The 19561-nt window shown below is 65.9% G+C and carries 17 protein-coding genes; 6 read left to right on the top strand and 11 right to left on the bottom strand.

The genetic code is table 11. The features are described from left to right. Window positions 1–55: 55 nt before the first annotated feature. The 11 genes from mtgA to mpl all read right to left on the bottom strand — a co-directional run bounded on the left by mtgA (window position 56) and on the right by mpl (window position 14061). Window positions 56–781, bottom strand: a complete 726-nt coding sequence (mtgA, locus tag CVS48_RS03250; RefSeq protein ID WP_100853234.1) for a monofunctional biosynthetic peptidoglycan transglycosylase — start codon at window positions 779–781, stop codon at window positions 56–58. 5 nt (window positions 782–786) lie between these two features. Beyond that, on the bottom strand, window positions 787–1650 hold the full coding sequence (gene aroE, locus CVS48_RS03245; protein ID WP_100853233.1) for a shikimate dehydrogenase: 864 nt from the start codon (window positions 1648–1650) through the stop codon (window positions 787–789). Then, window positions 1647–2543, bottom strand: coding sequence for a TonB family protein (locus CVS48_RS03240; protein WP_100853232.1), 897 nt, complete (start codon window positions 2541–2543; stop codon window positions 1647–1649). Before CVS48_RS03240 ends, aroE begins: the two co-directional genes overlap by 4 nt. A 120-nt stretch (window positions 2544–2663) precedes the next feature. Continuing rightward, window positions 2664–3752 carry an ABC transporter ATP-binding protein gene (locus CVS48_RS03235; RefSeq protein WP_100853231.1) on the bottom strand — a complete coding sequence of 363 codons (1089 nt, stop codon included), beginning with the start codon at window positions 3750–3752 and terminating at the stop codon, window positions 2664–2666. Continuing rightward, entirely contained in the window at window positions 3745–5523 is a 1779-nt protein-coding gene (locus CVS48_RS03230; RefSeq protein ID WP_100853230.1) for an ABC transporter permease, read from the bottom strand. Before CVS48_RS03230 ends, CVS48_RS03235 begins: the two co-directional genes overlap by 8 nt. A gap of 61 nt (window positions 5524–5584) precedes the next feature. After that, window positions 5585–6682 (bottom strand): ABC transporter substrate-binding protein, encoded by a 1098-nt coding sequence (locus tag CVS48_RS03225; RefSeq protein WP_100853229.1) that lies wholly within the window; start codon window positions 6680–6682, stop codon window positions 5585–5587. A gap of 106 nt (window positions 6683–6788) precedes the next feature. Then, on the bottom strand, window positions 6789–9287 hold the full coding sequence (locus tag CVS48_RS03220) for a sensor histidine kinase (RefSeq protein ID WP_100853228.1): 2499 nt from the start codon (window positions 9285–9287) through the stop codon (window positions 6789–6791). Beyond that, entirely contained in the window at window positions 9274–9945 is a 672-nt protein-coding gene (locus CVS48_RS03215; RefSeq protein WP_100853227.1) for a response regulator transcription factor, read from the bottom strand. Before CVS48_RS03215 ends, CVS48_RS03220 begins: the two co-directional genes overlap by 14 nt. 144 nt (window positions 9946–10089) lie before the next feature. Further along, complete coding sequence (locus CVS48_RS03210; RefSeq protein ID WP_100853226.1) at window positions 10090–11985, bottom strand: ribonuclease catalytic domain-containing protein; 1896 nt, start codon at window positions 11983–11985, stop codon at window positions 10090–10092. Between the two features lie 77 nt (window positions 11986–12062). Next, window positions 12063–12665 (bottom strand): YqiA/YcfP family alpha/beta fold hydrolase, encoded by a 603-nt coding sequence (locus CVS48_RS03205; protein ID WP_050447091.1) that lies wholly within the window; start codon window positions 12663–12665, stop codon window positions 12063–12065. 25 nt (window positions 12666–12690) lie between these two features. After that, window positions 12691–14061: a UDP-N-acetylmuramate:L-alanyl-gamma-D-glutamyl-meso-diaminopimelate ligase gene (gene mpl, locus CVS48_RS03200; protein ID WP_100853225.1), complete on the bottom strand. Its 1371-nt coding sequence runs from the start codon at window positions 14059–14061 to the stop codon at window positions 12691–12693. Window positions 14062–14222: 161 nt separating this feature from the next. On the opposite strand from mpl, the gene CVS48_RS03195 reads away from it, so the two are divergent. From CVS48_RS03195 to CVS48_RS03170, 6 genes are all read left to right on the top strand, one after another. Further along, window positions 14223–14756: a TlpA family protein disulfide reductase gene (locus CVS48_RS03195; protein ID WP_100853224.1), complete on the top strand. Its 534-nt coding sequence runs from the start codon at window positions 14223–14225 to the stop codon at window positions 14754–14756. Window positions 14757–14853: 97 nt separating this feature from the next. Then, window positions 14854–15288, top strand: coding sequence for a type II 3-dehydroquinate dehydratase (gene aroQ / locus CVS48_RS03190; RefSeq protein WP_006217272.1), 435 nt, complete (start codon window positions 14854–14856; stop codon window positions 15286–15288). 90 nt (window positions 15289–15378) lie between these two features. Beyond that, window positions 15379–15834 (top strand): acetyl-CoA carboxylase biotin carboxyl carrier protein, encoded by a 456-nt coding sequence (accB, locus tag CVS48_RS03185; protein WP_100853223.1) that lies wholly within the window; start codon window positions 15379–15381, stop codon window positions 15832–15834. 9 nt (window positions 15835–15843) lie between these two features. Next, on the top strand, window positions 15844–17190 hold the full coding sequence (gene accC, locus CVS48_RS03180) for an acetyl-CoA carboxylase biotin carboxylase subunit (RefSeq protein WP_050447096.1): 1347 nt from the start codon (window positions 15844–15846) through the stop codon (window positions 17188–17190). A gap of 96 nt (window positions 17191–17286) precedes the next feature. Then, complete coding sequence (gene prmA / locus CVS48_RS03175; protein ID WP_100853222.1) at window positions 17287–18213, top strand: 50S ribosomal protein L11 methyltransferase; 927 nt, start codon at window positions 17287–17289, stop codon at window positions 18211–18213. Window positions 18214–18240: 27 nt separating this feature from the next. Continuing rightward, a complete protein-coding gene (locus tag CVS48_RS03170) occupies window positions 18241–19554 on the top strand; it encodes a DUF3426 domain-containing protein (protein WP_100853221.1) in 1314 nt (437 codons plus the stop codon). Window positions 19555–19561 lie beyond the last annotated feature (7 nt).

Here is a 19561-nt window from a genome sequence, read left to right as displayed (position 1 = left end):
CAAATCCCGCCGTCCAGGGTGGGGATGACCGGACGGCGGCGCGTGCTTTTGCGTGTCAGGGGATGTCAACCATCCGCATGCGGCGGGTCAGGACGCCCACGCGGGAGTTCAGGTAGTTGGAATTGCGGCGGGTGTCGTAGAAACGGGGGTTGGGCAGCATGGCCGCCAGCCGCGCCGACTGGCTGGCGCTGAGGTTGGCGGCCGAGGTATTGAAATAGTGCTGCGCGGCCGCCTGCGCGCCGAATACGCCCACGCCCCATTCCGCCACGTTCAGATACAGCTCAAGAATGCGTTCCTTGCTCATGACGTGTTCGATCATGTAGGTCAGCACCAGTTCCTGGCCCTTGCGGATGTAACTGCGCGAACTGGACAGGAACAGGTTCTTGGCCAGTTGCTGCGTGATGGTGGAGCCGCCGCGCATCTTGCTGCGGCCGGCCTCTTCCTGGCGCTGGTTGTATTCCCAGGCCTTGCGGATGGCGTCCCATTCGATGCCGTCGTGTTCGGTGAACCGAGAGTCTTCGGAGGCCACCACCGCGCGCTTGAGATTGCGGCTGATCTTGTCGTAGGGGACCCACTCATATTTCAGCTGGAAGGCGGGGTTGCCTTCGCGCAGGCGTGAGCGTTCTTCGCGCATGATGGCGCTGCTGCCGGGGTCGCGGTAGTTGTACCAGACCACCTGCGAGAACAGCCAGAATTGGTACAGCAGCACCGCGCACACCAGCGCCATCAGCACGCCGGTGGTGATCCGGAACCAGGATCGGCCTTGTTTGCGCGTCGCCATGCCGCTTAGTGCCCGGCCGCCAGGGCCTCGCGCAGCGCGGCCAGCACGGGCGCCGGGTCGGGGCGCACCCCGTGCCAGATGAAAAAGCTCTCGGCGGCCTGGCCCACCAGCATGCCCAGGCCGTCGGCCGTCAGTGCGGCGCCGTCGGCCTCGGCCTGTTTCATGAAGGCGGTGGGCTTGGCGCCATACATCATGTCGTAGGCCGCCGCGCCACCGGCGTACAGCCCGCCGGGCAATGCGGGCGCGGCATCCTGCAAGCCGCTGGCCGTGGCGTTGATGACCACGTTCCAGCCCCCAGGCCGCGCGGCGTCGGCAAGGCCGCCCGCCGTGACCTGGGTTTGCGGCGACACGCCGCTGGCGCGCCAGGCGTCGGCCAGTTCCAGCGCCTTGGCCGCGGTGCGGTTGACGATATGGATGCGCGCGCAGCCGGCTTGCGCCAGCGGTTGCAGCACGCCTCGGGCCGCGCCGCCCGCGCCCACCAGCAGCACGGCGGCATCAGACAGGTGCACGCCCAGGCGCAGCAGGTCGGACACCAGGCCCACGCCGTCGGTATTGCAGCCGTGCCAGGCGCCATCGCGCCAGGACAAGGTATTGACCGCGCCGGCCAGCCGCGCGCGTGTGGATAGATTGCCCGCCGCCAGCGCGTAGGCGTCCAGCTTGAACGGCACCGTCACATTCAGACCCAGCCCGCCCTCGGCCACGAACCCGGCTACGGCCTCGGCAAAGCCATCAACAGGCGCCAGCAGCCGCTCATAACTGAGCGGCTTGCCGGTTTGCTGGGAAAACAGGGCGTGGATCTGGGGCGAGCGGCTGTGCGCAATGGGGTTGCCGATGACGGCGTAGCGGGCAAGAGGGGACGCCTCGGTCATGGGGCTTTTGTTTCCAGGGTGTCGTTGACGAAGTGCCAGGTGCGGGTGATGACCAGCACGTCCGTATCGCGGGCAATATCGGGCGGGAAGGGAGGGAAGGGCGCGGCCAACTGGACAATGCGGCGGGCGGCCTGGTTCAGCACGGCGTGCGGGGAAGGCTGGTCGATTTCGACATCGGCGATGCTGCCGTCGGCACGCACCGACACGGTGATGCGCAACGACCCATAGATGCGTCCCCGCGCCTCGTCGGGATAGTGCTGGGTGCCGATGGCCTCGATGCGGGCGCGCCAGGCGTCCAGATACGCGGCGTAGCGCGAGGCCTCGGCCGAGGGCGCTACGAATTGCTTGCGGGGTTCGTTGCTGTATTGCTGGACCCGTTCGGCCAGGGCGGCGACTTGCGCATTCTGGATGACGCTGGCCTGGTCTTCGGCGTCTTGCCCCAGGTCGGCGCCATCCGGCCACGGGTTCACGGCCTGTCGTTCGGCGCCCGCCTTGTCCGCAGACCGCAACTGGGTCATCAGGCGGGTCTGTTCGGCTTCCAGTTGCACCTGGCGTTTGCGCATGGCCTCCAGCACGATGGTTTCGGCGGAATCGCCCGTCTGGGGCAGCGGCGTGGTGGTCATGCCGTGTTCGGCGTTGCCGCCGCCGCTCATCTGGTTCTGGGCCTGGGCTCGCGGCGCCTCAGGCGGCGTTTCGCTGCGCGCGTTCAACAGCACCACTTCCAGGCTGGTCACGGGCGGGCGCGTCAGCGCGGGCGCGCCGAAGCGCCACGCCAGGGCGCCGGCGTGCACCAACAGCGATATTGCAATGCCGATACGCAGGTAGTGCTGGGCGGGAGCGCCCAGCCACCGCAGATAACGGCCTAGCGGGGAGGAGGAGTCAGGGCGTTGCACGGTCGCATTGTAAGGCGAGTCCGCGTCGCCCGGCCATGCCGGCCGACCGCTGTGTAACAGCTTTTGGACGGCATGCCGCCTGTCGTGGCGGGGCGCCTGCCCCGCCACAGGCCAGGGAGATCAGGCGCTTTTACGTGGGAAAACCCAGACCTTGTCCGCGGGCAGCGCCAGGCGGCTGGGGCCGGGATCGCGACCTTCGGGACCGTAGGCGCGCAGGGCCAGCGTGTTCAGAGAATCCGCGTCCGGCGTGCGGAACAGGTATTCCCAGCGGTCACCCAGATACATGCTGGTCAAGAGCGGCATGTCGAGATGGTTGCCGTCCGGGTCGTCGGCCAGGCGCACCTGTTCGACCCGGATCACGGCGGTGCCGTCCTGGCCGGCGGCCACCCCTTCGCCCGCCTTGCCCCACAGCGCCCAGCCATGGCCTTCGATACGGGCGCGGCCGTCGCGCAGTTCGATCACCTTGCCTTCCAGCCGGTTGTTGCTGCCCATGAATTCCGCCGTGAACAGCGTGGACGGCGAGCCATACATTTCCTGCGGCGTGCCCTGCTGTTCGATCTTGCCGTTGTTCAGCAGCAGGATGCGGTCGGATATCGCCATGGCTTCGCTCTGGTCATGCGTCACCATCAGGGCCGAGAGCCCCAGGCGCATGATCAGTTCGCGCAGAAAGGCGCGGGCTTCTTCGCGCAACTTGGCGTCCAGGTTCGACAGCGGCTCGTCCAGCAGGATGACGGGCGGGCTGTACACCAGCGCCCGGCCAATGGCCACGCGCTGTTGCTGGCCGCCGGACAGCGCATGCGGATGGCGCTGGCCCAGCTTGCCCAGGCCCAGTTGGTCCAGCACGGCCTGCACCCGGTCGCGTACCTCGGCCGAGGGCACCTTGCGCAGCTTCAGCGGGTAGGCCACGTTTTCAAACACGGTCTTGTGCGGCCACAGCGCATAAGACTGAAACACCAGTCCCAGGTTGCGCTCTTCGGCCGGAATCTCTTTGCGGGCGCCGCCGTCATAGACGACGCGCTCGCCGATGGTGATGCGGCCACGCTTTGGGCCTTCCAGCCCGGCCACCGCGCGCAGCAGCGTCGTCTTGCCGCTGCCCGACGGTCCCAGCAGCGACACCACTTCGCCCTGGCGCAGTTGCATCGACACGCCCTTCAGCACCGGGTTGTCGCCGTAGTCCAGGTGCAGGTCTTCTACAGAAAGCTCAATCATGAAGTTTGACTCCGAATCGCAGGGCGATGCCCAGGCCGATCACGACCAGAACGATATTGATGAAGGAAAGCGCGGCCACGATGTCGATGGCGCCCGAGGCCCACAGCGACACCAGCATGGAGCCGATGGTTTCCGTGCCGGGCGACAGCAGGTAGACGCCGGTGGAGTATTCGCGCTCGAAGATCAGGAACATCAGCAGCCACGAGCCGATCAGGCCGTACTTGGCCAGCGGCACCGTGACGTGGCGCGTGACCTGGCCCCGGCGCGCGCCGGCGCTGCGGGCGGCTTCTTCCAGTTCCGGCCCCACTTGCAGCAGCGTGGATGAGATCAGGCGCAGCCCGTAGGCCATCCACACCACGGTGTAGGCCAGCCACACGCTGAAGATGGTGCTGCGCATGGCGCGCAGCCATTCGATGAAGTGCTCGCGCAGCCATTCGGCGAACGGCAGCGCGGACAGCCAGCCGTTCTGGTCCACGTCCAGCGCGTTGTCCAGCCACATCGGCACAAACAGGAACACCCACAGGAAGGCCAGGCCGGCCAGCAGGCCCGGCACGGCGCGCGGCACCAGCACGCTGTAGTCCATGAAGCGCGTCACGTTGTCGGGCTTGCGGTGCATGGCGAGGCCCACGAACATGTAGCACATCACCGCCAGCGCGCCGCCAAACACCCCGATGGCCACCGAGTTCACAATGGCGCGGATCAGGTTGGGCTGCGCGAAGACCGTGCGAAACGCTTCCAGCGACAGCACGTCAAAGAGCGACACGCCCATGCCCCAGTTGGACACGAAGGCGCGCAGCAGCACGCCCATGAGCGGCACCACGATGGTGACCAGCAGCCAGAACGCCACCACGGCGCCCGCCAACCAGCGCCACTTGCCCAGCGGCAGCGGACGCGCGCGCGAGGCCTTGCCCTTGACGGTGACAAAGCGGTTTGCCGTGCGCATCAGGCGGCGTTGCAGCATCACCAGCGGGATCGTCATGCAGATCAGGACCACTGCCACGGCCGCCATCAGGTGATACGACGGAATGCCCAGCTTGTTGGTCAGCTTGTACAGGTAGGTGGCCAGCACCAGGTTGCCTTCCGGGTCGCCCAGCACCAGCACCAGGCCGAACACTTCCAGGCCCAGGAAGAACAGCAGCACGGTGGCATACAGCATGGCCGGGCGCACCATCGGCAGGCTGACCGACACCATCACGCGCAGCGGCGATGCGCCCGTCACGCGGGCGGCCTCTTCCACGTCGGACCCCATGCTGCGCAGCGCCGACGAGATGTACAGATAGGCGTGCGGCACGTGCGTCAGGCCGGCGATGATGACGATGCTGGTCAGCGAATAGACGTTCCATGGCACGAAGCCCAGGATGTTCTGCGCCCAGATCGAGAAGAAGCCCACGGGGCCGGCGGCCACGACATAGCCAAAGCCCAGCACCATGGGCGACACGAACACCGGCACCAGGATCAGCGGCTCGATCCAGCGGCGGCCGGGCAGGTCGGTGCGGATCATCAGGAAGGCCAGCATGCCGCCCAGCGGGATGGCGATGATGGCCAGCCCGAAGGCCAGGATGAAGCCGCTTTTCAGCGCCTTGTAGAAATCGGGGTCCGCGAAGATGAAGCGGAACGCATCCAGGCTGAAGACCTTGGACGGGGCAAAGAAAGGCGCGGATAGAAAACTCTGGATGATGATGAACGACAGCGGCACGTAGATGGCCAATGCCGTGATCAACACCACCACGCCGCGCGGCAGGGACTGCCATTTTCTGCGCAATGACTGCATGGGGAGATCCTGTTATGGAAGGGGCGCGGCGATTGCGCCGCGCCCCGGAACCGCGCGGCCTTTACTTGCCGGCCGCGGCGCGCCAGTCCTTGATGAACTGCAGACGCTTGGTCTGTTCCAGGTAGTCCAGCAGCGTTTCGTTGACCGGAATCGGCTTGAGCGAGGCGCCCAGCTTCTTGGTCATGCCGTCCACATCGTTGTCGCCGTCGATGTCGTCGCGCACCGACGCCAGGTCAGCCTGATTGGCCATGATTTCCTGGCCCTTTTGCGACAGCAGGTAGTCCATCCACAGCTTGGCGGCGTTGCGATGCTTGGCCTTCTTGCTGATGAACGCCACGCGCGACAGCACCAGCGCGTAGTCGGTGGGGTAGGCCACACCCAGCGACGGGTCGGCCTTGGCGCGCGTTTCGGCGTAGGAGCCCAGGATGTTGTAGCCGATCAGGTTCTCGCCCGACGACACGCGCTCCATCATCGTGCCCGTGGACGACTGCACCACCAGGCCGCCCTTGGCGATGTCTTTCAGCGTGTCGAAATACTTGGGGTCGTTGGCCTTGTCCTGCACGGCCAGCATGAAGCCCACGGCCGATTTTTCAATGTCGTAGGTGGTGACCTTGTTCTTGAACTTGTCCGGCTGGCTGGCAATCAGCTTGGCCAGGGCGCCGTGCGTGGTCGGCACTTCGTTGGCGGCGATCAGGCGCTTGTTGTATATGAACACGGCCGGCTCGTAGGTCGTGCCGTAGGCCGAATCCTTCCACACCGCCCAGGCAGGCAGCTTGCCGGCTTCGGGCGACTTGTACTGCAGCGCGTAGTCGCTGGCCAGCTTCAAGGCGGAATCCATGGACGAACTCCAGACCACGTCGCCGCTGCTGCCACCCGCCGCCTGTTCGCTGATGTAGCGGTTGTAGAGCTCGGTGCTGTTCATGTCGTTGTATTCGACCTTGACGCCCGGATACAGCGCTTCGAAGCCCTTGATGATGGGGCCGGCGGCCTTGGTGTCGGTGGTCGAATAGATGACGACCTTGCCTTCCTTCTTGGCGCCGTCCAGGATTTTTTGATAGTCGGCCGGGTAACCCGCCGGCGCGGCCTGCGCGAAGGCGCTGCCGGTGGCGATGGCGAATGCAGCGGCGCAGGCGGCCGCCAGTTGGGACTTGGCAAGCATGAGTTCGTCTCCGATTGGAATTGGTCTACAGCGGGATCTGGGTCCCGCCTGCGGCCATCTTAGGAGGCGGCGTCTGTCACCGTCCTGTCAGGGCGGCGGTCGGCGGCTAGGGGTAATCCCCCGGCCGCTTGGGCGTATCGGTCACCAGGCGCACCCAGTTCTGCACGAAGCGGGAATGCCGTCGTTGGTCCAGGCCCACCAGCAGCGCGGGGCTCAGCACCACGGGCTGCACAATGCCTTGCGAGCGTGCCAGCACGGCCTCGGACGTCCAGCGCCCGGGCGTGTCTTCCATGATGGACCCCAGCGCGGCGTGGCTGGACGCCACCTGTTGGCCGGCAGGCGACAGCAGCCAATCCACCAGCGCGCGCGCCAGGTCAGGGCTGGGCGCGCGCCGCGATATCAACACCGAGCGCGCCAGCACCAGCACGTAGTCCTGTGGAAAGACCACGCCGATCTTGCTGCCCGTAGCCTCGCGCGACAGCGCGTACGAACCCAGGATGTTGTAGGCCAGATCCAGTTCATCGTGCTCGATGGCATCCAGGATCTGGGCGCTGGTAGGCGACAGGCGCACGCCCACCTGGCCCATCGCGTTGGCCAGACCCCAGAAGTTGGATGACACCAGTTCGTCCTGTTCGGCCAGCAGGTAACCCACGCTGCTGGTGGCGATGTCGTAGGTGCCCACGCGGCCTTGCAGGCTGGCCTGCTCGCGTTCCAACAGGCGCAGGATGTCCTGGCGCGAGCGCGGCACCGTGGCTTCGCTAAAGCGCTTGGGGTTGTAGACGATCACCGCGGGTTCAAACGTGAAGCCGTAGACCTCGTGGCGCCAGACCGCCCAGGAAGGCAGCTTGGCAGCGTAGGGCGAAGCGTAGCTTTGCGCGTAACCATCGTTGGCCAAGCGGATTTGCAGGTCGGACGCCGAACTCATCAGCACGTCCACCTGCGTCAGGCGTCCGTCGATGGTGGCTTCGTACAGATCACGGCTGCTGATTTCGCGATACACGACGGTGACGTCGGGCCGCTGCGACTGAAACCCCTGGATCAGCGGCGCGACGACCGGCGTGTCGGTTGGGCCAGCGATCACCAGCGTGCGCGACGTGGGCTGCGGCGCGGGGTAGCGGGTGACGATTTCATGCAGCTCCGCCGCCTGCGCGTGGTCGGGCGCGCCGGCCAGCAACAGCAAGGCGGTGCACGCGGCGCCCAGCCAGGTCATCAGGCCACGGCCGGCGGGTTGGGGCAGCAGCGGCAGGATGACGCGGGCCGACAGCCCGCCGCCCGGCCGGTCTTGCAGCCAGAGCGAACCGCCATGCGCCGTTGCCACCGACCGCACAATGGCCAGCCCCAAGCCGGAACCCGGTTGCGATTCGCCCGCGCGGCCCCGGGTGAAGCGCTGCTGCACGGCTTCTTTCTCGTCGTCGGAAATGCCCGGCCCTCGGTCGGACACCGTCAACGCCACGCGGAACCCCGCGACCGGTGTGGCCTGGATGTCCACCGTGCCATCCGGCGCATAGCGCAGGGCGTTATCAACCAGGTTGCGCAGCATTTCGCGCAGCGCCACGCGGTCGCCTGACACACGCGCGCGTCGCACCTCGGGGGCGATGTCGATGCGCAGGCGCCGGGCTTCAAGCGGCCCGATGCGGCGGCGCGTTTCGTTGATGGTTTCCGCCACGCCCACCGGCCCGGGTGGGCCTTTGCCCAGCCGGTGCGTGATGGTGGCGTCCATCAGCAGTTGGTTGATCAGCTGGCTGGCGTGCGTGGCGTTCAGGTGAATGCGCGTGATGCGTTCGCGCAGCCGCTTGGGGTCGGTTTCGTCCAGCGCCACTTCGGCCTGCGCGCGCAGCGACGCCAGCGGCGTGCGCACTTGATGCGTGGCGTCGGCCACCAGCGTGTGCAAGGTATCCATGATGACGGACAGGCGTTGCATGAAGGCGTTAAGCGCTTCGACCAGCCGCCGCACTTCGCGCGGCACCGGCGTGGTGACGGGGGTCAGGTCTTCGGGCGCGCGCGTGCGCAGTTCGCGTTCCAGCACGGCCAGCGGGGCAAACGCGCGTTGCACGCCGAACCACAGCAGGCCCAGCGCCACCAAGGACATGATCAGCAGCGGCAGCACGCCGCGCCCCAGGATTTCATCGGCCAGGGCGTCGCGCGAGCCCAGCGTTTCCGCCACCCGCACCGTGACCCAACCTGCGTGCTGGCTGGCCGACACCAGGCGCCCCACGGTGGCCACGCGCACGGGTTCGTTGTGATAGGTCACATAGGCGAATACCGGCGTGGCCGCCAGGGCCAGCGGCAGGTTGGGGGCCAGGTCGCCGTAACCGGTGATCAGCCGGCCGTTAGAGGTGCGGGCTTCGTAGAACACGCGCTCGCCGCTGGACAGCATGGCCAGTGACGACACGGGCGGCTCCACCGTCACGCCTTCGTCGTCGATCTGCACCGAGCCCGCGATCGTCAACGCCGACGCGGCCAGCAAGCGGTCGAACGCCTGTTCCGCCGCGCGATGCGCATAGCCCCGCAAGAAAAACACCAGGCCGATCAGCGCGCAGGCCAATAGCGCGGCGCCCAGCGTGAAGACGCGGCGCCGGATCGAGGCGCTTTCAGGAATGCTCATGGCTGCGGACCTGATAGCCAACGCCGCGCACGGTAACGATGTCGATCGACGCGCCCGCCAGCTTCTTGCGCAACCGCGAAATCAACAGTTCCAGCGCGTTGAGCGAGCCATCGTCCAGGTCGAACAGTTGGTTCATCAGCCGTTCCTTGGCCACGGTCTGGCCAATGCGGCCCAGCAGGATCTCCAGCAAGCGGAATTCGCGCCGGCCCAGTTCCAGCGGCGCGCCGGCAAGCGTGACGCTGCGCCCGGCCAGGTCCAGGCTCAGATTGCCGTAGGACGTAGTGCTGCTGGTCTGCCCGGCGGGCCGCCGCATGAGCGCACGCAGCCGGGCTTCGAGTTCGCGCAGGTCGAAGGGCTTGACCAGGTAGTCGTCGGCGCCCAGGTCCAGCATGTCGATCTTGTCTTCGATTTCCGCGCGCGCGGTCATGACCAGCACGGGGGCGTCGACCCCGGCGGCGCGCAGTTCCCGGATGACCAGGAACCCGTCCTTGCCAGGCAGGTTGATGTCCAGCACCAGCGCGTCCCAGGTCTCGTCCAGCCCCCAGCGCAAGGCGGCTACGCCGTCGCGCACCCATTGAACGCTATGGCCGGCGGACCGCAACTTGCTTTCCACGGTATCGCCCAGATCGAGGTTGTCCTCGACCAGCAGAATGCGCATGTTTTGTCTCCGTTGTTTTTGTTTTTGTTCTTTTGTTTTGGTGTGGGTTCTTTTGTGGGGCGTTGGGCTGGTTACGGGTGCTTGATGGGTTGCGCGCGTTGGGCGGTGGCGTTCTTGTGTTGGCCCTTGCGCGCTTCACCCATCCTACGGGCTAGTGGGGGGGAGTTCGCCTACGTAGCGGCAGTCTAGCTCCAGGCCGAGTTCGTCCATGCCGAGGATGTCGATTTCGACGGCGGTGCCGCGTTCCAGTTCTGGCATGCCGCCCACGCGGGTCACCAGCGGCGCGTTGGCGAAGCGGACCAGGTCGTCGCGCAGCACGTGCGCTACGGTGCGGGTCACGCCGTGCTGCTTGAGCCAGCGCAGGCACCAGTAGCGCTCCATGGCGCTTTGGAATTCAGCCCACGCAGCGTACTGCGCGTCGAAGGCGCCGATGATGGCGAACAGGTCCGCGTCGCGCGGCTTGAACGGGGCCACCAGGCGCGCCGACACGCCGTGTTCCACCGCGGCAATCAACTGCCATTGGTTGACCAGGTCCACATAGCGGCGCAGCGGCGACGTGCTCCATGCATATTGCGGCACGCCGATCGCTTCGTGCGGCAGCGCCTGCGTGCTCATGCGCACGCGGCCGGCCTGTTGCGAACGGTAGATGCCCGGCACGCCGTGTTGGTGCAGCAGGCCGCCCCACAGGTTGTTGGCCAGGATCATGTATTCGGCCACCATGCGGTCCAGCGGCGCGTTGCGCTGGCGCGGAACCAGGCGCACCGGCGTGTCCGGATCGTCGGGGTTGCCGTCCAGATAGAAGCTGTATTCCACGCGGGAATTGTTTTCGGGCTTGCCGCGCACGTTTTCGCGTTGCGCCGACAGCGCCTGGGCCAGCTTCCACAGCGGGCGCAGCCAGTGGCCGTAAGGAATATCGACCGACGGGTCAGCCAGGCTGGCCTCGGTGACCTGCGCGTCCAGCATGTTGTGGCGCAGGTTTTCGCGCACCACCACGCGCTCCAGGCGCGTGTCCGATTCGATGATCTCGCCCGTTTCAGGGTCGGCCACCACGTACAGCGACAGCACGGGCACTTCGCGGCCCGCGTCCAGCGAGAACGCCTTGATGACGTTGTCGGGCTGCATCGGGATCTTGTCGCCCGGCATGTAGACGGTGGACAGGCGCGCGCGCGCCAGCTTGTCGAATTCGCTGTCGCGGGTGACCGACAGGCCGGGGGCGGCCACGTGTATGCCCACCCGCAGGCGACCGTCGGGCAGCGTGGTGACAGACAGCGCGTCGTCGATCTCGGTGGTGGTGACGTCGTCCACCGAATAGATCTCGGCGTCCGACAGCGGCAGTTCGCGGTCAATGGGCGGCAGTTCCAGCTCGGGGAATTCCAGCCCGCGCGGGAAGTTAACCGCCAGGAAGCGACGCTTGTGCAGCGCCAGCGCATGCGGCCACGCGCCCAGTTCCAGCAGCAGGCGGTCGGGGCTTTTGCCCAGCTTGGCGCAGGCGGCGTCCAGCGCCTTCCATTGCTGCGAATTCTTGTCCGGACGGATCAACAGAGTTTCGGCAACCTGCGCAATGGGCTCGGGCAAGCGGCCCGCGGCCATCTCATCGACCCATTCCTGTTGCTGCTCGGCCTGGCGCTGCTTCTTTTCCAGTGCGGCCAGCGCGGCGGCCAGGATGTCCGGCGGGGCAGGGCGGTAGCGGCCCTTGCCACGGCGGTGGAAGTACGCGGGCGCGCTGTGCAGACGCATCAGCAGCGCGGCGTGCTCCACGGGCGTGGGGGCATGGCCGAAGTAGTCGGCGGCAAGCGCCGGCGTGTCGAATTCTTCCTGGGGGGCGCATTCCCAAAGGAATTGCAGGTCCAGCTCATCGGCGGCCGCGGCGGCCTGGCTCATCAGCGCCGCCGGTTCGGGCGACGCGAAATTGAACAGGGTGTTGGCGCGCTTGATTTTGCTGCGCTTGCCCGATTCCGACTCCACCTGCAGGCTGGCGTCGGTTTCGGACAGGATGTTGCCGGCCTTGAAGCTGCCGTCATCTTCGTAAAACACATACATGGTGGGGATCTTCCTGGGCGACGCGCACGCGCCGCCTTGCGCAGCTATATAGATAGAGTGTTGATGCCTGGTACTGATTATTGAGGGCGAACCTGCTTGCCGCCAAGGGCGAATTCAAGCACCTCGGGCATCCAACGTTCAAAATCGGACAAACCGTGGTCGCTGCCTTCGACGATACGCTGTTGGCAACCCAGGTAGCGATCGCGCATTTCGCGCCAATCCAGCACCTCGTCGCCAGTTGCCGCCAGCAGGAAGTACCGGTCGGGCTGGGTGATGCGAGGGACGTGGATGGCCGCCAATTCGTCCACATATTCGGGCAGAAAGACGAACGGCGCGTTGGAATGATACATGTGGTGCTCGCCAACCTGGGTGGCCAGGTCGCGCGCCGCCTCGACGGCGGGGTTCAACAGCACGGCCTTGCAACCCAGTTGCTCGGCCAGCCAGGTGGCGTAGAAGCCGCCCAGCGATGAGCCGATCACGGTCAGCGCGCGGGGGCTGTCAGCGCCCTGCAATTGGCGCTGGGCAATGTCCATGCACAGCGCAATGGCTTGCCGGGGGCTGGCGGGAAGCTGCGGGCAGGCCCATAGCGCGGCCAGCCCGCGCTGGGCCATGGCGTCGGCCATCTGCCGGGCCTTGGTGGAGCTTGGCGAGGAACGAAAACCGTGCAGGTAGAGGATCATTTCGTGCTCGTCCAAGAGTGGGGGGTCAGCCGCGTGCGCGCAGCGCATCCAGCAGCTTGCCGTGGACGCCGCCAAAGCCGCCGTTGCTCATGACCAGCACCTGATCGCCGGGGCGGGCGGCGGCGATCACGGCCGCGACCAGCGCGTCGATGTCATCGTAACTGGAAGCCCGGTCTCCCAGCGGCGCCAGGACGTCCGCCGGGTTCCAGCCCAGGGCGTGCTTGCCGTTGTGGGCGCCGAAGCAGAACACCAGGTCGGCGTCGGCCAGGGCATCGGGCAGGCGGGCGGCCATGGTGCCCAACTTCATCGTGTTGGAGCGCGGTTCCAGCACGGCCAGGATGCGGGCCGATCCGACCTGCCGGCGCAGCCCTTCCAGGGTGGTGGCGATGGCGGTGGGGTGATGCGCGAAATCGTCGAACACCTTGACGCCGTTGACCGTGCCGCGCAATTCCATGCGGCGCTTCACGCCGGCAAAGCGGGTCAGGGCGGCGATGCCGTCGGCGGCCGAAACCCCAGCGTGTTCGGCGGCGGCCAGCGCGGCCAGGGCGTTCATGCGGTTATGTTCGCCGCTCAGGTTCCAGCGCACGGTGCCGGCTTCAACGCCGTGGCGCAACACGGTGAACGCGCCATCGTCATCGGGCGGCGATGCTTGCCAGGCGCCATCGGGGCCGAACGTGACGGCTTCAGACCAGCATCCGCGCGCAATCACGCGGTCCAACGCGTCGCATCGGGTGGGGCGCACGATGCGACCGGACGCGGGGATGGTGCGCACCAGGTGGTGGAATTGCGTTTCGATGGCCGCCAGATCGGGGAAGATGTCGGCGTGGTCGTATTCCAGGTTGTTCAAGATGGCGGTGCGCGGGCGGTAATGGACAAACTTCGAGCGCTTGTCGAAGAAGGCCGTGTCGTATTCGTCCGCCTCGATCACGAAGGGACGGCGCGCGGGGTCGTAGCGGGCCGACACGTGCAGGTCCGCCGCCACGCCGCCGATCAGGAAGTTGGGCGCCAGGCCCGCGGCTTCCAGTATCCAGGCCAGCATCGAGCTGGTGGTGGTCTTGCCATGCGTGCCCGCCACTGCCAGCACGTGCGCGCCCGGGAGGATGTTGTCGCCCAGCCATTGCGGGCCGGACACGTAGCGCGCGCCGGACTCCAGAATGGCTTCCATCAGCGGGTTGCCGCGGCTGACCACGTTGCCAATCACGTACAGGTCGGGCGCAAGCGCCATCTGTTCGGGGCCAAAGCCCTCGATCAGCTCGATGCCTTGTTCGGATAACTGGGTGCTCATGGGCGGGTACACGCCCGCATCGCAACCCGTGACCTTGTGGCCGGCGGCCCGCGCAATCAGCGCCAAGCCGCCCATGAACGTACCGCAGATGCCTAGAATGTGCAGGTGCATTGAAAACTCTCCTGTCCGGCATTGTATATATAGCGGAGAGTGGGGCACCGAGCCGGGACGCCTGGTTGGGCGCGCCGAGCGGGGAGCTCCGCGTCGGGCACCGGCCCACCTGGCCACGCCGCAACAACGCGTAAAACAGCGGCAGCGGTTATGATCGCGCCATGAATCGACGCCTACTTCTATCCGCCGGCGTGGCAGTGGCCGCCACGGTCGCGGGCGCCTACACCTTGCTGGGGCAAAAGTCCCGCACGTCTTCGGCACCGGCCGACGCCAGCGACCCCGTCGCCGGACTCATGCAGTTGCAGTTGCCCGACCTGAACGGCGCGACGCAGTCGCTGGCCAACTGGAAAGGCCAGCCGATGGTGGTCAATTTCTGGGCAACATGGTGCGCGCCCTGCGTGCGCGAAATGCCCGAACTCGATGCATTGCAGAAAAAATACCCGCATGTGCGCTTTGTCGGCATCGGCGTCGATTCCGCCGCCAACATGCAAAAATTTGTCGAGAAAGTGCAAGTTTCCTACCCGCTGTGGGTTATCGGGGCAGGCGCCATCGACACCTTGCGCAAGCTGGGAAACCCCAGCGGCGGCTTGCCTTTTACCATCGTGTTCAATGCTGATGGCGGAATTAACCGGAAAATACTGGGCGAAATCCAACCAGACGACCTGAACAAAACCCTGTCGGGTTTGAAGGCATAAGTCTGTTGGACAAATAGTAGGAATTGGCGTAAAAAGCTGGTTTATCGGCTGTTTTGCCAGCAATTCCACCGTTGGCAATCCACTCATTGGCAAGCGCATGGCGCAAAACATACTGGTATTGCATGGCCCGAATCTGAACCTGCTTGGCACCCGGGAACCTCATATCTACGGCAGTTTGACGCTGCCCCAGATCAATGAGCGCCTGGAGCTGCTTGCAGGGGAATTGGGCGCCAAGCTGACTGCTTGGCAAGGCAATCACGAAGGTGCGTTGGTCGACCGCATTCAGGCGGCCCGGCAAGACGGCACGGACTTCATCATCATCAACGCGGCGGCTTATACGCACACCAGCGTCGCGATTCGCGATGCGCTGGCTGGGGTCGCGATCCCATTTATTGAAGTACATTTGTCCAATCTGTATAAGCGAGAGCCCTTCAGGCATCACTCTTATCTGTCCGACTTGGCGATAGGCCTTATCACCGGCCTGGGCGCGGACGGCTACGAGGCGGCTCTGCGTTACGCAGTGCGGCACTGATCTCGCACCAAACTCACGGCTTTTACATCTTATACACGGCGCGGACCCCACGCTGGGACGCCGCCGACACTATCTCGGGAAGCAGCTTCTATGGACCTTCGAAAACTCAAAACCCTGATCGACCTGGTGGCTGAATCGGGTATCGCCGAGCTGGAAATCACCGAAGGCGAAGGCAAGGTACGCATCGTCAAGTTCTCGCAAACCTTGCAGCCGGTGGCTTACCACCAGCCTGAAGCCGGCGCGCACGCCGCACCCGTCGCCCAGGCCGCCGCGCCTGCCGCGCCGGCCGCCGAAGCCGCCCCGGTCATCCAGGGCCATGTCGTGAAGGCGCCGATGGTCGGCACGTTCTACCGTTCGCCGAACCCGGGCGCCGCCCCGTTCATCGACGTGGGCGCCACCGTTAAGGAAGGCGACCCGCTGTGCATCATTGAAGCCATGAAGCTGCTCAATGAAATCGAAGCCGACAAGTCCGGCGTCATCAAAGAAATCCTGGTCGAAAATGGTGAGCCCGTCGAGTACGGTCAACCCCTGTTCGTCATTGGCTGATAGCTGAAAATGTTCGAAAAAATCCTGATCGCCAATCGGGGCGAAATCGCCCTGCGCATTCAGCGCGCTTGCCGTGAGCTGGGCATTAAAACCGTGGTCGTGCACTCCGAGGCTGACCGCGAGGCCAAGTACGTGCGCCTGGCCGATGAATCCGTGTGCATCGGGCCCGCGCCGTCGCGTGACAGCTACCTGAACATGCCGGCCATCATTTCGGCCGCCGAAGTGACGGATTCCGAGGCAATCCACCCGGGTTACGGGTTCTTGTCCGAAAATGCCGACTTCGCCGATCGCGTCGAAAAGAGTGGCTTCGTCTTCATCGGCCCGCGTCCCGACACCATTCGCCTGATGGGCGACAAGGTCAGCGCCAAGCGCGCCATGATCGAAGCGGGCGTGCCGGTGGTGCCGGGTTCCGAGGGCGCGTTGCCCGAAGATCCGCAGGAAATCATCCGCATTGCGCGCGAAGTCGGTTATCCGGTCATCATCAAGGCTGCAGGCGGCGGCGGTGGCCGTGGCATGCGCGTGGTGTACACCGAGGCCGCGCTCTTGAACGCCGTCACCATGACGCGCTCGGAAGCGGGCGCCGCGTTCAACAACCCGGAAGTCTATATGGAGAAGTTCCTTGAGAACCCTCGCCATGTGGAAATCCAGGTGCTGGCCGATGGCGGCCGCAACGCCGTCTGGCTGGGCGAACGCGACTGCTCCATGCAGCGCCGCCACCAGAAAGTCATTGAAGAAGCGCCGGCACCCGGCATCGCCCGCCGCGCCATCGAGCGCATCGGCGACCGTTGCGCCGACGCTTGCCGCAAGATGGGCTACCGTGGCGCGGGCACGTTCGAATTCCTGTTTGAAAACGGCGAGTTCTATTTCATTGAAATGAACACCCGCATCCAGGTCGAACACCCGGTCACCGAACTGATCACGGGCATTGACCTCGTGCAGCAGCAGATCCTGATCGCCGCGGGCGAAAAGTTCACGCTGCGCCAGCGCGACATCACGTTCAAGGGCCATGCGATCGAATGCCGCATCAACGCGGAAGATCCTTTCCGCTTTGTGCCCAGCCCCGGCCGCATCACCAACTGGCACACGCCGGGCGGTCCTGGCGTGCGTATCGACTCGCATGCCTACAACAGCTATTTTGTGCCGCCCAACTACGATTCGATGATCGCCAAGGTCATCACGTATGGCGACACGCGCGATCAGGCTTTGGCCCGCATGCGCATTGCGCTGTCGGAAATGGTGGTGGAAGGCATTTCCACCAACATCCCGCTGCATCGTGAATTGCTGCAAGACGCCCGCTTCATCGAAGGCGGCACCAGCATCCACTATCTGGAAAACAAGTTGGCTCAGCGCCCCTGACCAACTACCCCCGGGGCCTCACGGCCCCTTTTTACGTTTATGGTCTATCGGGCCGCGGCGCGAGCCGTGGCCCGATGGCCAGATGGAAGAATAATCATGCGTGAACTCGTGCTCCATTGCCTGGAGGCGCAGGCCGAAGCCCTGTCGGATGCGTTGCTGGAAGCGGGCGTGCTGTCGGTATCCGTGGAAGACGCCGACTTTGGCACCGATGACGAACGCCCCTTGTTCGGCGAACCCGGCACCGAGCCCGACATCCAAGCCTGGGACCGCAACCGCGTCGTTGCCTTGCTGCCCGATGGCGCCGACCCCACGCAGATCATGGAAGAGGCCGCCTCGGCCGGCGAGCTGGACCCGGCGCTGTTTGCCGGCTGGACGCTGCGCGACGTGCCGGACGCCGACTGGGTGCGCCTGACGCAATCGCAGTTTGGGCCCATCCACATTGCTGAACGCCTGTGGATCGTGCCCAGTTGGCACCGCGACAATCCCGATGTGCCGGGCCTGGACCCGGCCGCCGCCGAAGACGGCGCCATCCATATCGAACTGGACCCGGGCCTGGCCTTCGGTACCGGCAGCCATCCCACGACGCATCTTTGCCTGGCCTGGCTGGAAGCCGAATTGCCCACGGGCGCCACGGTGCTGGACTACGGCTGCGGCTCGGGCATTCTGGCCATTGCCGCGCGCAAGCTGGGCGCCGGTCCGACGCTGGCCGTGGACATCGACGCGCAGGCGGTGCAAAGCACGGCCTACAACGCCGAGGTCAACCGCGTCGAACTGCAAGCCATGCTGCCCGATGCGCTGGCCGACGGCACCTTCCAGGTGGTGGTTGCCAACATCCTGTCCAATCCGTTGAAGGTGTTGGCGCCGATGTTGGCGGGCCGCGTTGCCGCTGGCGGCCACCTGGTGCTGTCCGGCGTGCTGGAGCGTCAGGCCGAGGAAGTGGCCGCGGCTTACGCGCCCTGGCTCGCCATGTCGGTCTGGCGCGCCCGCGACGGCTGGGTATGCCTGCACGGCCAGAAGGCCTGAGTGGCCAGATAGGCAGGATTGCATCACATGGCTCTGACCACCCGCTGCCCGCAGTGCGGCACCACGTTCAAGGTGGTGCCTGACCAGCTCCGCGTTCGCAATGGCCTGGTGCGCTGCGGCGCCTGCTCGACCGTCTTTGACGGCCGAGCCTGCCTGCTGCCCGAGGCCGGATCGCTGCCGCCATCCGCGCCGCCGGTGCCGCCCGTGCCGCCCGTGGCGTCGTCTGCCGCCGCCGCTGCCGCGCCGGTCCTGGCGCCGACGCTGGCGCGCCCGTCAGCCGAGCCGCGCCAGACCCCACCCTGGGAAGACGAACCCGCCGCGCCACGGTCCGCGCCCATTGCGCCCGCCGCGCCGCCGCCCGCTCCCGTCGCGCCCTTCACTCCCGTTGCGCCAACCGTGCGTGCCGAACCCGTGATTTCGCCCGTGGCCACGCCCGCGATCCCGCCGGCGGTCCTGCGGGGGCGTGATGCGATACGCCGCCCCGTGCAGCCCGAAGACACGTTGCCGGAAGACGAGCCCTACGACGATCACGACCTGGAAGACGAGGTGCGTGAAGCGCCGCATGGCCGCGTCGATACCGGCCGTACCGACAACTTCCGCACCGATTCCGGCTACCAAAAGCCCATCATCGCGTCGCGCGACAACGAACCGATCATCAAGTGGGACGACCGCGACGCGCCCGATGATGACGACGATCGTGACCGCCACGACGACCTCGGCGACGACCGCGACCTGGACGACGACCGCGAGCCCGTGCTGGGCGAGGCGCGCACCCGCTATTCCAGCGCCACCGACGTCGGCCGCGCGCCGCCCGAGTTCCTGGATCAGGACCGCAGCGAACGCCGGGGCCTGATGCGCAAGATCTGGGGCTATGCCTGCCTGCTGGGTCTGATCGCCCTGGGCCTGCAACTGCTTTACGTCTACCGCACCGACATCGCCAATTCCGCGCCCGCCTTGCGCCCGGTGCTGGAAACCGTGTGCCAGCCGCTGGGCTGCACCGTGGGGTATGCGCGCCGCCTGGAACGCATCGCCATTTCTTCGTCGTCGCTGCAACCGCCCACGGGTGCCGCCGCGATTGATGACGGCCGCAGCCGGCTGGTGTTGAATCTGGTGCTGCGCAACCGTTACGACAAGCCGCAGCATTGGCCCGCGCTGGTGCTGGACCTGACGGATCTGTCCGACACGGTGGTCGTGCGCAAGGTGCTCAAGCCCGAGGACTACCTGACGCCCGAGCAACTGCGCGGGCCCTTCGCCCCGGCGGGCGAGCTCAAAATTTCAGTGCCCATTGAAGTGACTGGCGTTCAAGTCAATGGCTACCAACTTGATAAGTTCTTTCCTTAAAGGATGA

The organism is Achromobacter spanius (assembly GCF_002812705.1).
Classification (GTDB): Bacteria; Pseudomonadota; Gammaproteobacteria; order Burkholderiales; family Burkholderiaceae_B; genus Achromobacter; species Achromobacter spanius.
This window is presented reverse-complemented; position numbering and strand designations above follow the sequence as displayed.

What these genes read in the sequence shown, in the direction of transcription:
- mtgA (WP_100853234.1), bottom strand. Translation starts at nt 781, where the DNA reads ATGGCGACGCGCAAACAAGGCCGATCCTGGTTCCGGATCACCACCGGC.
- aroE (WP_100853233.1), bottom strand. Translation starts at nt 1,650, where the DNA reads ATGACCGAGGCGTCCCCTCTTGCCCGCTACGCCGTCATCGGCAACCCC.
- CVS48_RS03235 (WP_100853231.1), bottom strand. Translation starts at nt 3,752, where the DNA reads ATGATTGAGCTTTCTGTAGAAGACCTGCACCTGGACTACGGCGACAAC.
- CVS48_RS03230 (WP_100853230.1), bottom strand. Translation starts at nt 5,523, where the DNA reads ATGCAGTCATTGCGCAGAAAATGGCAGTCCCTGCCGCGCGGCGTGGTG.
- CVS48_RS03225 (WP_100853229.1), bottom strand. Translation starts at nt 6,682, where the DNA reads ATGCTTGCCAAGTCCCAACTGGCGGCCGCCTGCGCCGCTGCATTCGCC.
- CVS48_RS03220 (WP_100853228.1), bottom strand. Translation starts at nt 9,287, where the DNA reads ATGAGCATTCCTGAAAGCGCCTCGATCCGGCGCCGCGTCTTCACGCTG.
- CVS48_RS03215 (WP_100853227.1), bottom strand. Translation starts at nt 9,945, where the DNA reads ATGCGCATTCTGCTGGTCGAGGACAACCTCGATCTGGGCGATACCGTG.
- CVS48_RS03210 (WP_100853226.1), bottom strand. Translation starts at nt 11,985, where the DNA reads ATGTATGTGTTTTACGAAGATGACGGCAGCTTCAAGGCCGGCAACATC.
- CVS48_RS03205 (WP_050447091.1), bottom strand. Translation starts at nt 12,665, where the DNA reads ATGATCCTCTACCTGCACGGTTTTCGTTCCTCGCCAAGCTCCACCAAG.
- mpl (WP_100853225.1), bottom strand. Translation starts at nt 14,061, where the DNA reads ATGCACCTGCACATTCTAGGCATCTGCGGTACGTTCATGGGCGGCTTG.
- CVS48_RS03195 (WP_100853224.1), top strand. Translation starts at nt 14,223, where the DNA reads ATGAATCGACGCCTACTTCTATCCGCCGGCGTGGCAGTGGCCGCCACG.
- aroQ (WP_006217272.1), top strand. Translation starts at nt 14,854, where the DNA reads ATGGCGCAAAACATACTGGTATTGCATGGCCCGAATCTGAACCTGCTT.
- accB (WP_100853223.1), top strand. Translation starts at nt 15,379, where the DNA reads ATGGACCTTCGAAAACTCAAAACCCTGATCGACCTGGTGGCTGAATCG.
- accC (WP_050447096.1), top strand. Translation starts at nt 15,844, where the DNA reads ATGTTCGAAAAAATCCTGATCGCCAATCGGGGCGAAATCGCCCTGCGC.
- prmA (WP_100853222.1), top strand. Translation starts at nt 17,287, where the DNA reads ATGCGTGAACTCGTGCTCCATTGCCTGGAGGCGCAGGCCGAAGCCCTG.
- CVS48_RS03170 (WP_100853221.1), top strand. Translation starts at nt 18,241, where the DNA reads ATGGCTCTGACCACCCGCTGCCCGCAGTGCGGCACCACGTTCAAGGTG.